Source organism: Paratissierella segnis (assembly GCF_014385195.1).
Classification (GTDB): domain Bacteria; phylum Bacillota; class Clostridia; order Tissierellales; family Tissierellaceae; genus Paratissierella; species Paratissierella segnis.
The window spans coordinates 1-12,208 of the sequence record NZ_JACRTG010000028.1 but is presented as its reverse complement, the minus strand read 5'-3'; the positions used below and the strand labels follow the sequence as shown (position 1 = coordinate 12,208).

The window sequence follows — 12,208 nt, the reverse complement described above, 5'->3', positions numbered from 1 at the left end:
GGAGGGTATATTTTGTTAACAGGAAAACAAAGAAGTTATTTAAGAGGGCTTGCCAACAATATAGAACCAATTTTTCAATTGGGTAAAAATGGATTAACTGAAAATTTTGTGAGACAAGTTGATGAGGCATTTGAAGCACGTGAGTTGGTTAAAATAAATGTCTTGAAGAATTGTAATTTGGACATAATGGAAGTAGTAAATAAGCTAACAGATGAGTTAAATGCGGAATTTGTACAGAGCATAGGTAGAAAATTTACTTTATATAGGGAATCTATTGAAAATAAAAAAATCGAATTGCCTAGATAATATTTATAACTTCAGAGCTTTTTCTCTGAAGTTATAATTTAGGAGGAAAATCTATGAAAATTGGCTTAATGGGTGGCACTTTTAATCCCATACATATGGGGCATCTGATAATTAGCGAATTTATCAGGGTAATGTTTCCTTTGGATAAGGTGATATTTATCCCAAGTGGATTACCACCTCATAAGGATAATGATATTGCTGAAGGTAGTCATAGGATGGCTATGGTAAAATTAGCAATAAATTCAAATCCGTATTTTGACATATCTCAAATTGAACTAAATAGGGTTGGCAAGAGTTATACAGTGGATACCATAGAAGAAATCAAAAATATATATCCTGATAATGAATTGTATTTTATCATAGGATCTGATTCTTTATTGGATTTAACTTCATGGAAAGATTTTGAATCTCTGGTTACTAAAACAAATTTTCTTGTATATGGTAGAAAAGAAAATTCGGAAAAATCTATTATAGGCAGAATAGATGAACTTAAAAACAAATATAATTCGAGTTTCTATTATATAAGAGGACCTTTAGTAGAGATATCCTCTACTTTAATAAGGGATAGAATAAAGAATCAAATGTCAATTAAATACCTAGTTCCGGGAAAAGTTGAAAAATATATCTATGAGAACCATTTATACAAAGGGGAGGATCATTATAGAGACATTTATAAGACATAAGCTGTTACAAGAAATCGGTGAAAAAAGATATAACCATTCGCTTAGAGTTATGGAAACCTCGGTAAGATTAGCTAAAAAATATAATTGTGATATAGAAAAAGCTAAATTAGCCGGACTGTTGCATGATTGTGCAAAGTTTCCTGACAAAACTTATTTATTGAATTTAGCAAATGACTTTGATATAATTTTAGATGATGTATTGAAATACAATTATGAGCTCATTCATGGACCGTTGGGAGCGATAATAGCCGAAAAAGAATATAATATAAAAGATAGAGAAATTTTAGATGCCATCAAATTTCATACTACAGGGAGAGAGAATATGACGTTATTAGATAAGATCATATATATCTCTGATTATATTGAGCCTGGCAGAGACTTTCCCGGAGTCGAAAAAGTGAGAAGTCTAGCCTTTGATGACTTGGATGGGAGTATTTTATTGGCTATTGATAATACAATAGAGTATTTAATAGATCAAAAAAGTCTTATTCACTTAAATACGATAAAAGCAAGAAATTATATGATACAAGAAAAAATAGAGGGAGATGATAATTTTAATGAGTGAAAGCGATAAGAAACTTTCGGTAATAACAAAGGCAATAGATGATAAGAAGGGTTTTGATGTGAAGGTATTAGATGTTTCGCATTTGACTCCCATAGCCGAGTACTTTGTTATTGCAAGTGGTAATTCATCTACGCAGGTTATGGCTATAGCTGATGAAATTGAAAGTCAGATGTTTTTAGCAGGGTATGATAAAATGTCCAATATGGAAGGATATCATAGCGGTAGATGGATTCTAATTGATTATAATGATATTATAGTTCATGTATTCCACAAAGATGAAAGGGATTTTTATAATTTAGAAAGACTTTGGACACGCATAGACAACTAATGTTCAATTTACAATGCACAATTGAAAACATAATGAAGAGTGAAGAACAATTACAATTACAATGTGTAGTTTACAAATAAATAATAGATAAATAGGGAGGCATAAATGACAATGGAATTAATTTCAACTAAAAAGGCACCTGAGGCTATAGGACCATATTCACAAGGTATCAAGAGAGGGCATATAATATATACCTCCGGTCAACTTCCGATAGTACCAGAAACCGGAGAATTACTTAAAGGCGATATAAAGGGGGCAACACGCCAGAGCTTGGAGAATGTTAAGGCTATTCTAGAAGAAGCAGGGGCTACTTTAAATGATGTTGTTAAGGTTACTGTTTTTGTTGCTGATATGAATAATTTTCCACTGATAAATGATGTCTATGCAGAATATTTTTCCGAACATAAACCTGCAAGAAGTTTAGTAGAAGTATCTAAATTGCCAAAAGGCGGAGATATTGAGATTGAAGCCATGGCAATAATATAAACTAAAAAGCAACTTGGTCATTTAACCAAGTTGTTTTTTTAGACGTATGGAGCATAAGATCTTCTTCTATGTCTCCTTTTTCTTTTTTTACTTTTTAAAACAAGAATTCTAGAGATTATAATAATTGCAAAGACAAATAAATACCATTTATCTAAAATCTTATTAAGCGTCTTTGTCATAGGATCCAATGCCACATCCATGGTAGAGATTATATTGCTTTCACCAATAGATTGCCCATCTATAAAGTATTCAACTTTCCCTAAAACATCACCTTTTTTAATGGGGGCAACTAAATCATCATTATAAACTATTTTTCTTTCAACATTCTCTATATTTCCATTTAAGAGGGGATATACAAAGGATTTATCAAGGATTCCTGCAACAACCGGCTGTAACCCTTTTGATATCTTTACGTTATCAACAAACTCGTTTACATATCCTATAGGGGTATTGCGGAAATTATTAAATCCATAGTCCAGTAATCTATGAGTATCTGAATAAACATCATTTCCGCTGGATTTTAAGACTACTGCAATAAGTCTTTGATTATTTTCTTCTACATAGGATACTAAGCAATTTTGAGCCTGACTAGTATATCCGGTTTTAACTCCCGAAGCATTTTTATATTTTATTGGTACATTTTTCCCATCCAAATTAATCAATTCATTGCTATACAATAACTTATTTGTACTTTTTAGATATCTGGCTTCAGTTTTAATATTTGTAGGTTCTATAGTATGTGACACAGTATTTACATATTCTCTAAATATATCATTTTGCATTGCATATTGCGCAATCATAGCTAAATCATATGCAGTTGATACATGATCATCCACGTGAAGACCGTTTGGGTTTACAAAATTAGTATTTATAGCTCCTATTTCTTTTGCCTTTTCATTCATGAGATTGACAAAGCCATTTATGGATCCTGATACATACTTGCCGATTGCAAAAGCTGAATCATTTGCCGATTGTACAAGCAATGCATACAATAATTCTCTTAAAGTCAACTTTTCTCCGGGTTCTAATGCTATATGGCTGCCTTTTGTTAAACTTACGACTTCTTGATCAATAGTTATTATATCATCCAAATTGCCTCGTTCAATTGCTAAAATAGCTGTTATCATCTTTGTGGTACTTGCTGGATAAAGTTGTTCATTCATGTTTTTTTCATAAAGTATTGCTTTGGTATCATAATCAATTAATATTGCAGCTTCTCCGGTTATATTTAAGCTTTCACCATAGCAGACACCGTATGTACATAACAAAATAGCAATAATTAAGAGAAAACTAGCCCTTCTCAAATATACCACCCTCCTTTTAAAGTATAATATAATAATTATATCAGAAAAGCCTTAAATTTTAAACTTTTAAATAATATTTGTTAAAATAGAGGAAACCAGTTAAATTTGTCGAGTATATACTCGAATATATACTAAGAGGTATATTTATTTATTATGTAAAAATACGTAAGTAGAAAAATTATTAATAAAATATTATGGGGGTATTTGCATGGATTCCTTTACAAAAAAAGAACAAATAGCTATACTTGTAGTAGTTTTGTTTATAATCTCATTATTGGGTTTTCACTTTATAGATGGCAATCTTTTAAAACAAAATAAAAATATTGGCTTAATTAATGATATAATAGATGAAGGTGATATTGAAGATCCCGGTGAAATAGAAGAAGAAACAGAAAAAGAGGAAGATAATCAGATTATAATGGTACATATAAGCGGCGAGGTATATAATCCTGGGTTAATCAAATTGTTCTCAGGTGATAGGGTTGTAGATGCCGTAGAGTTAGCAGGCGGATTAAAGAAGGAAGCAGACCTAGATAGAATAAATTTAGCTAAAAAATTGGAAGATGAAGAAAAAATATATATACCTAAAATCGGCGAAGAAATAAATAAATCTGAATTAATTGCTTCTACAGAAATGCCATCTTCAAATGATAATACTTCAAATAAAATAAATATAAATACATGCAGCATCTCCGAACTTGAAAGTTTGCCGGGAATAGGTCAAGTCATAGCAGGAAGGATTGTTGAATATAGAAAATCCGATTCCTTTAAAACAATCGATGATTTAAAAAATGTTTCCGGTATAGGGGATAAAAAATTTGAAGGGTTGAAAGATTTTATTACCGTTAAGTAGGGAGGGATAAAAGTGGATATTAGATTAACTCAATATACAAAGAGCTCAGGGTGAGCAGCAAAAATCGGTCCCGATATATTGGCACAGGTCTTGTGCCACTTACCAAAAATAAATGATAAAAACCTTATAGTAGGATTAGATACCTCTGATGATGCTGCTGTTTATAGGATAAATGACAGTTTAAGCTTGATTCAGACTTTGGATTTTTTTACTCCGGTAGTCGATGATCCATATACCTTTGGGCAGATAGCAGCAGCAAATTCATTGAGCGATATTTATGCTATGGGAGGAGAACCCAGATTAGCATTAAATATAGTATGTTTTCCAAATTGCCTATCTCCAGATATTTTAGGCGAAATTTTACGGGGAGGCAATGACAAGGTAACGGAATCAGGTGCTATATTGGTTGGAGGTCACAGTGTTTCTGATGATGAACCTAAATATGGGTTATCCGTTACAGGCTTTATCCACCCGGACAACATTCTTACAAATAGCAACGCAAAAATAGGGGATGTATTGGTACTTACAAAACCTTTAGGGATAGGGATTATTAATACTGCTATAAAAGGAGAAATAGCAGATAAAAAAACATATGATGAAGCTGTGGAAGTAATGACAACTCTAAATAAATATGGTAAGAAAGCTATAGATAAGACAGGTGGAGTGAACAGTGTAACGGATATAACAGGCTTTGGATTATTGGGTCATGCACTTGAAATGGCAATGGGGAGCAATGTGACTATAAAGATTAATTCAAAAGATATACCTGTTATTGAAGGAAGTATTGAATATGCTAATATGGGCTTGATACCTGCCGGAGCTTACTCAAATAAAAATTATATTAAAGATAGGGTTTATTTTAAAGACAATATTCCAAAGTATTTAGAGGATATAATGTATGATCCGCAAACTTCCGGAGGATTGTTAATATCCGTAAGAAAGGATAGAGTTTCCAGTCTGTTAAAAGCGCTTGAAAATTCTCCAACTCAATATGGTATAATTGGGGAAGTATGCGAAAATGCCGGCTATTATTTGATAGTTGAATAAAGGATGAGCTATATGGAAAAAAACAACTTATTTACATTGATACCTAAAGTAGATGAAATCTTGGGCAAAGAAGAGATTAAGAGGCTGTTAGAAATATTTCCAAGGAAAATTGTACTCAATGCAATAAGAGAAGAAGTAAATACTTTAAGAAATAAAATCAAAGATGATGCGTCAGAGGAAGAAGTTATATATTTTATAGACAATTTAGCCGACAAAATTAAAGAAAGAGTAAAAAAGGATCATAGTTTTAAGTTAAAAAAGGTTATAAATGCATCAGGAGTAATTATCCATACGAATTTGGGCAGATCACCTATCAATGAAGCTGTAATCGGTAATATCACAGAGGTTGCTTCGAATTATTCAAACCTTGAGTTGGATTTAGATTCAGGAGTTAGAGGATCCAGATATAAGCATTTAGAAGAAATTATTGCAGATATTATAGGCAGTGAAGCTGCAATGGTTGTAAACAATAATGCGGCAGCTGTTATGCTTATATTAAATACCATTGCTAAAAATAGGGAAGTTATAGTCTCTCGAGGTGAGTTAATAGAGATAGGCGGATCATTTAGAATACCCGATGTAATGGAACAAAGCTCAGCAACCTTGGTATCAGTAGGAACTACAAATAAAACTCATATTTATGATTATGAAAGAGCAATAAATGAAAATACGGCTGCTTTGTTGAAAGTTCATACATCCAATTATAAAATTTTAGGGTTTACGTCTTCTGTTGATTCTTCTGAACTTTTTTTATTAAAAGAAAAATATAATATCCCTCTAATAGAAGACTTGGGAAGCGGAGTTCTTATTGATTTATCAAAATATGGACTGGAGTATGAGCCTACAGTTCAGGATTCTATCAAAAAAGGAGTAGATGTAGTTTCATTTAGCGGAGATAAGCTATTGGGCGGACCTCAAGCCGGGATTATTGTGGGAAAAAGGAAATATATTGATGATATGAAAAAGAACCCCTTAACCAGGGCACTTAGGGTTGACAAATTTGTAATTGCAGCATTGGAAGCAACATTAAGATATTATTATGATGAAAATTTGGCAATAAGAGAGATACCTACTCTAAATATGTTAACTGCATCGATAGAGAAGATAGATGAAAAAGCTTTTAGATTAGAAAAACTGATAAATGAAAATATCGACAATAAAAATATTAGATATGAGATAAAGGATGATTTTTCAGAAGTTGGAGGAGGTTCTTTGCCTTTAGAGAAAATACCTACCAAATGCTTGGTTTTAAGAGTGGATAATATGAGTATTCAGCGCTTTGAAGATAATTTAAGAAAATTTTATACTCCAATTATTGCAAGGGTATATAAGGATAGCATTTATTTTGATTTAAGGACAATCAAAGATCAAGAAATTCCGGTAATTGTTGCAGGTATTGAATTTGCATTAGATTTTTAGGGAGTGTATTTTTATGAAACATATAATCATTGGGACAGCTGGGCATATAGATCATGGTAAAACCACCTTGATAAAAGCAATAACAGGACGGAACACCGATAGGTTAAAAGAAGAAAAAGCACGTGGCATATCTATAGAATTGGGGTTTACCTATTTCGACTTGCCAAATGGACAAAGAGCCGGAATCATAGATGTTCCCGGTCATGAAAAATTTATCAAAAATATGCTGGCTGGGGTAATTGGCATAGATATAGTCCTATTAGTTATAGCTGCAGATGAAGGTATTATGCCTCAAACGTTAGAACATCTTGCAATTCTCAATTTACTGGGAATTAAAAAGGGCTTTGTTGTACTTACAAAAACGGATTTAGTAGATGAAGAGTGGATCCAATTAGTTGAAGAGGACATCAAAACTGAGGTTGAAGACACATTTCTTAAGGGCTCCCCTATAGTCAGAGCATCATCAACAAAAGGAGACGGAGTTGAGGATGTTATAGCACTTATAAACGAAATTTCCTTAGAAATAGACGATAGAGAAGTAGACGATATGCCAAGGCTTCCCGTAGATAGAGTATTTTCCATATCTGGATTTGGAACCGTGGTGACCGGCACTTTACTATCCGGGAAATTTAAAATTGGAGATGAAGTTCAAATCTATCCGGAAGATAATTACGGAAGGATAAGAAATCTTCAAGTACATGACAAGGACTCTGATATAGCCTATGCAGGTCAGAGGGTCGCTATCAACTTGGCAGGAGTAAAAAAAGATGATGTGAATAGAGGCTCTGTAATAGCTTTTGTTAATTCTATGAAAGATACTATGATGCTTGATGTAAAAGTCAAGCTCTTAAAATCTATAGATAAAGAAATTTACAATAGAATAAGACTTAAATTATATATTGGAACAAAAGAGGTATTATGTCGGATGATTCTATTGGATAGAGATGTACTTAATCCAAATGAAGAAGCATATGCCCAATTGCATTTGGAAGAAAAGATCGTGGCTAAAAGAGGAGATAGATTTATATTGAGATTTTATTCTCCTATGTTTACCATAGGAGGAGGCGAAGTGCTTGATCCAAATCCGGATAAAAAGAAAAGATTTGACAATGTTTCAATAGAAGAGTTAAAGATATTGGAATCTGGGGATTCAAAACATATTTTAGAAGAAGTAATAAAAAATAAGAGCAAGGATTTTCCAACCCTTAAAGAGGTCTTAATAGAAACCGGATTTAAGGAAGATGATTTAACTAAATATATTGAAAGCCTTAAAAGCGAGGGGAGTGTTTTAGTATTCAATTTGGTGAAGGATGAATATCCGATTCATATTGATTTTTTTAATAAAATTAAAAAAAGTATAATTAATGAGTTGGATAAATTCCATTCTCGATACCCCTTACGTACAGGAATGCCCAAGGAAGAGGTAAGAAGCAAATACCTTGGGAATTGCAAGATTAAACTCTCCGATTTGATTATGGACAAATTGAAAGAAGAAGGAATCATAGAGCAAGAATTGGATTTAATTAGACTAAAAGGATTTAAGCCTATATTTACTGAGGAACAAAATAAAATAAGAGAAGAAATCTTAAATAATTATAGAGACTACTTACCTGTTAAAAATGATGATTTAGCTAAACAATTAGATGTGAAAACTGAGGAATTTGATGAAGTTTTTAATGCTATGATAAACAATCAAGAGATCATAAGGTTATCAAAGGATATATGTCTAAGCATGGAAAATTACTATAGAGCATTGGATATTTTGAAGGATTATATTTCTAAGAATGACAGCATAACAATAGGAGAATTTAGGGACTTAATCAATACAAACAGAAAGATTGCATTAGGGCTTTTAGAATACTTTGATCAGTTGAAGGTAACTAAACGAGAGGGAGAAAAAAGGGTACTAGTGTAAATAAGCTATAGAGGTGATATAATGGGGGAGAAAATTTTAATTGTAGATGCAGATAAAGCTTTTGTAAAAGGTCTAAAATATAGCTTGGAACAAGACAATTACGAAACGGAAATTGTGACATCCGGTAAGAATGCAGTAGACAAAATAAATAAAAAATCATATGAAATGGTGTTATTGGAACTAGAAATGCCTGATATGAGCGGTCTTACCATATGTCAGAATATCCGAAATGTTTCCAGTGTACCTATAATTTTTCTAACGGAAAACGATGAAGATATAAAAAAGATTTTAGCGCTAGAATATGGAGCTGATGACTATTTAGTAAAACCTTTCAATATCTTGGAATTAAAAGCTAGAATCAAGGCAATCTTAAGAAGAGTGAACAAAGTAATAGAAGGGAATAAGCACATTATCGAAATCAATGATTTTACCATAAATTCGTTAGGGAGAAAAATAACTCGTTTGGATAAAGACATAAATTTAACCGGTAAAGAATTTGATTTGCTTTATATATTGGCATCCAGCCCCGGAAAAGTATTTACAAGGGAAGAACTATTAGAAAAGGTTTGGGGATATGAATATTATGGTGATTTACGTACTGTAGATGTTCATATAAGACGGATTAGGGAAAAAATTGAACAAGACCCCAAGTCTTCGGAATATATACTCACTAAATGGGGAGTAGGGTATTATTTTAAAGGGAAATAGATTGAAATAACTTTAAAGCTAGGCTATAATAATATTTATGTTTAAGGGGGTAGATGGGTGCTGGTGTGCCCTCTGGTCTTCAAAACCAGCGTGGGGCGTTAGGAGCGTCCTAGGTGGGTTCGATTCCCACATACTCCCGCCACTAGTAAATTCAAGGCTTGCAAGATTTGTAAGTCTTATTTTATTTCTCAAAAATTACTTATGATAGTGGTATATTCCGGAATTCCTTTGCTAATCAATGTAAAAGCTAATAAATAGAACTAATTTCATCAATTAAAGTAGTATTGCTATTTTTTAAAATATTTAGATGTAAATGATAAAATTAAAATAGATTATCTGGTATAATAATATATTATAAAGGGTTATATATCTAATTAGGAGATGAAGTGATATGGATATTATTAATAAAAGCAAAGATATACTGATAAAGCATGAAAATATAATCTTTGCGTATATTTTTGGTTCATATGCTCAAGGAAAGATAAGGTCAGATAGCGATATAGATATTGCGATATATTTAGAAAATAGCATTGATATGGAAACATATTTTGAAATTAAGATTAGTTTGATGGAAGCTTGTAAAAGAGAGATTGATTTGGTTATCTTAAATGATGCAACTCCTTTACTAAAATACGAGATTTACAGAAATAATATATTGCTATTCACTAGAGATAAAACAGAAGAAACTAATTATAAGGTAAAGGTGTTGTTTGAATATAATGATATTAATAGATATCTAGATTTATCTTATAATAAAACTATTGAAAGATTAAGGAAAGAGGTTGAAAATGATGGTTAATACAGAAGTTATTAAACGCAGATTAAACCAATTGACAATATCCTTGAATAAAATTGAAAGATTTGAAGAATTATCCTTAGAAGAATTTCTAAAAAACGATATTGTACAGGATGTGGTAGAATATAATTTGTTTATAGCAATAAATATGATGGTTGATATTGCAACTCATATTGTAGTGGACAATAATTTAGGTAGTCCTGAGACTCTTGGGGAGGCATTCAATATTTTAAATAATGAAAAATACTTAAATGATGAAGAAACTAAAACTTTCAAGAAAATGGTAGGTCTTAGAAATATACTATCCCATGAATATCTTAAAATAGACAAAGAAATTATATATAATATTTTACATAATAATTTGGTTGATATTAAGAAGTTCATTTTATTTGTTAATGACAATTTTGCTTAATTCACATCATGATTTCTTTTCTATCTTAATGCACATAATAACCTCGCAGGAATAAATTGTAGTATATAATCTTTTTAGGGAGGCATTTTATGGCAAATATAAGAAGAGTCTTTTTAGGTGGAAATACTGCTGAGGGTTTTTATTCTCTGCATGATAATATAATTGATATAAATCGAAATATGCTCTATATAATCAAAGGAATGCCAGGCGGCGGAAAATCATCAATGATGAAGCAGATAGGGAAAATAGCAACGGATAATGGCTATTCAGCAGAGTATCAGCATTGTCCTTCAGATCCGAATTCTATAGATGGAATAGTTATAGATAAGCTACGAATAGCAATAGTAGATGGAACCTTACCTCATGCAATTGAGCCCGTATATCCGGGTTTAATAGACCACATTATCGATTTGGGGCAATATATTGAAATGGATAAATTGCAATTATACAAGGATGAAATCATGTTGGCTAAAGGAAATAATAAATCATCGTATAGAAGAGCTTTCAATTTTTTTAAAGCGAGCAAGTCTATATATGAAGAAATTGAGAACACAAATAAATCAAATGTCGATTTTGAAAGGATAAATAAATTGACCTTAAACTATGTAGATAGAATATTCAATGAAGGAGTTATAGTTGATGATTTTATTGGGTTTAAGGAGAGACATTTGTTCTCGGAAGCTTATACTCCGGAAGGCTATATAGACTATACGCCATCTTTACTGGATGGTAAAAAATATAGATATTATTTAGAAGGCAATATAGGAACAGGAAAGACTACATTTTTAAATAGGATAATAGAAGAAGCGAAGATGCGAAATTATCATATTGAGGTCTACCACAATCCTCTGATTCCATCAAAATTGGATTCAGTTATAATCATTGAATTGGATACAATTATATCTACTTCAATAGAAACTAAAAAATATATACATGCTGTCATAGATTTTGATGAATTCTTTGATGACGAGAATTTGAACCAAGAGGATTTCAGACTCTTTAGCTCATTAGTCGACAGAGGAATATACGCATTGGAGGGAGCAACTAAAAATCATTTAGTATTGGAAAATATCTATAAGAAATGCATAAATTACGAGGGCATCAATCAAGTTAGAGATAGGTTAATCAATGAAATATTTGAGTGAAGAAAAAAGGTTAGGATTATGCCCTAACCTTTAATTCATTGAGCCTGTAAAATATTTTGTGTAAACTGTATAAATAATACTCTTCTTTGTTAATAATTGGAATAGATAAATACCAATTACAAGGAGGAGTATTTTTATGTCAAAGGTTTCAAAAGAGCTATTGAGAGATTACGTTAGGGAACAAAGCTTTTCTAACCCAGATGATATTCTGAATGCAATGAAGGAAATGTTTAGAGATGTG

14 protein-coding genes and 1 tRNA gene are annotated in these 12,208 nt (G+C 31.7%); 14 read left to right on the top strand and 1 reads right to left on the bottom strand.

The genetic code is table 11. The features are described from left to right. The first annotated feature begins 12 nt into the window (after positions 1-12). The 5 genes from yhbY to H8707_RS11495 all read left to right on the top strand — a co-directional run bounded on the left by yhbY (position 13) and on the right by H8707_RS11495 (position 2,368). Positions 13-306, top strand: coding sequence for a ribosome assembly RNA-binding protein YhbY (gene yhbY / locus H8707_RS11515; RefSeq protein WP_262430283.1), 294 nt, complete (start codon positions 13-15; stop codon positions 304-306). Positions 307-359: 53 nt separating this feature from the next. Beyond that, the gene (nadD, locus tag H8707_RS11510; RefSeq protein WP_262430282.1) at positions 360-989 is read left to right on the top strand and encodes a nicotinate-nucleotide adenylyltransferase; all 630 of its coding nucleotides are present in this window, start codon (positions 360-362) and stop codon (positions 987-989) included. After that, entirely contained in the window at positions 934-1,554 is a 621-nt protein-coding gene (gene yqeK / locus H8707_RS11505; RefSeq protein WP_262430281.1) for a bis(5'-nucleosyl)-tetraphosphatase (symmetrical) YqeK, read from the top strand. Before nadD ends, yqeK begins: the two co-directional genes overlap by 56 nt. Continuing rightward, on the top strand, positions 1,547-1,882 hold the full coding sequence (gene rsfS, locus H8707_RS11500; protein ID WP_262430280.1) for a ribosome silencing factor: 336 nt from the start codon (positions 1,547-1,549) through the stop codon (positions 1,880-1,882). The genes yqeK and rsfS overlap by 8 nt, the downstream gene beginning before the upstream one ends. A gap of 111 nt (positions 1,883-1,993) precedes the next feature. After that, positions 1,994-2,368 (top strand): RidA family protein, encoded by a 375-nt coding sequence (locus H8707_RS11495; protein ID WP_262430348.1) that lies wholly within the window; start codon positions 1,994-1,996, stop codon positions 2,366-2,368. 38 nt (positions 2,369-2,406) lie between these two features. On the opposite strand, the gene H8707_RS11490 is transcribed toward H8707_RS11495, so the two are convergent. Next, a complete protein-coding gene (locus H8707_RS11490; protein ID WP_262430279.1) occupies positions 2,407-3,672 on the bottom strand; it encodes a D-alanyl-D-alanine carboxypeptidase family protein in 1,266 nt (421 codons plus the stop codon). A gap of 208 nt (positions 3,673-3,880) precedes the next feature. Here H8707_RS11490 and H8707_RS11485 point away from each other — a divergent pair, with 208 nt between their 5' ends. The 9 genes from H8707_RS11485 to H8707_RS11445 all read left to right on the top strand — a co-directional run bounded on the left by H8707_RS11485 (position 3,881) and on the right by H8707_RS11445 (position 11,967). After that, positions 3,881-4,525, top strand: a complete 645-nt coding sequence (locus H8707_RS11485; RefSeq protein ID WP_262430278.1) for a helix-hairpin-helix domain-containing protein — start codon at positions 3,881-3,883, stop codon at positions 4,523-4,525. Between the two features lie 6 nt (positions 4,526-4,531). After that, positions 4,532-5,572, top strand: a complete 1,041-nt coding sequence (gene selD / locus H8707_RS11480; RefSeq protein ID WP_262430347.1) for a selenide, water dikinase SelD — start codon at positions 4,532-4,534, stop codon at positions 5,570-5,572. Between the two features lie 12 nt (positions 5,573-5,584). After that, on the top strand, positions 5,585-6,991 hold the full coding sequence (gene selA / locus H8707_RS11475) for an L-seryl-tRNA(Sec) selenium transferase (RefSeq protein WP_262430277.1): 1,407 nt from the start codon (positions 5,585-5,587) through the stop codon (positions 6,989-6,991). Positions 6,992-7,004: 13 nt separating this feature from the next. After that, complete coding sequence (selB, locus tag H8707_RS11470; RefSeq protein ID WP_262430276.1) at positions 7,005-8,906, top strand: selenocysteine-specific translation elongation factor; 1,902 nt, start codon at positions 7,005-7,007, stop codon at positions 8,904-8,906. 21 nt (positions 8,907-8,927) lie between these two features. Then, positions 8,928-9,614 carry a response regulator transcription factor gene (locus tag H8707_RS11465; RefSeq protein WP_262430275.1) on the top strand — a complete coding sequence of 229 codons (687 nt, stop codon included), beginning with the start codon at positions 8,928-8,930 and terminating at the stop codon, positions 9,612-9,614. 45 nt (positions 9,615-9,659) lie between these two features. Next, positions 9,660-9,756 (top strand) — tRNA-Sec (locus H8707_RS11460). A 249-nt stretch (positions 9,757-10,005) separates the two neighbouring features. Next, positions 10,006-10,413 (top strand): type VII toxin-antitoxin system MntA family adenylyltransferase antitoxin, encoded by a 408-nt coding sequence (gene mntA / locus H8707_RS11455; RefSeq protein ID WP_262430274.1) that lies wholly within the window; start codon positions 10,006-10,008, stop codon positions 10,411-10,413. Then, positions 10,403-10,822, top strand: coding sequence for a type VII toxin-antitoxin system HepT family RNase toxin (hepT, locus tag H8707_RS11450; protein ID WP_262430273.1), 420 nt, complete (start codon positions 10,403-10,405; stop codon positions 10,820-10,822). The genes mntA and hepT overlap by 11 nt, the downstream gene beginning before the upstream one ends. 89 nt (positions 10,823-10,911) lie before the next feature. Continuing rightward, the gene (locus H8707_RS11445; protein WP_262430272.1) at positions 10,912-11,967 is read left to right on the top strand and encodes a hypothetical protein; all 1,056 of its coding nucleotides are present in this window, start codon (positions 10,912-10,914) and stop codon (positions 11,965-11,967) included. Positions 11,968-12,208 lie beyond the last annotated feature (241 nt).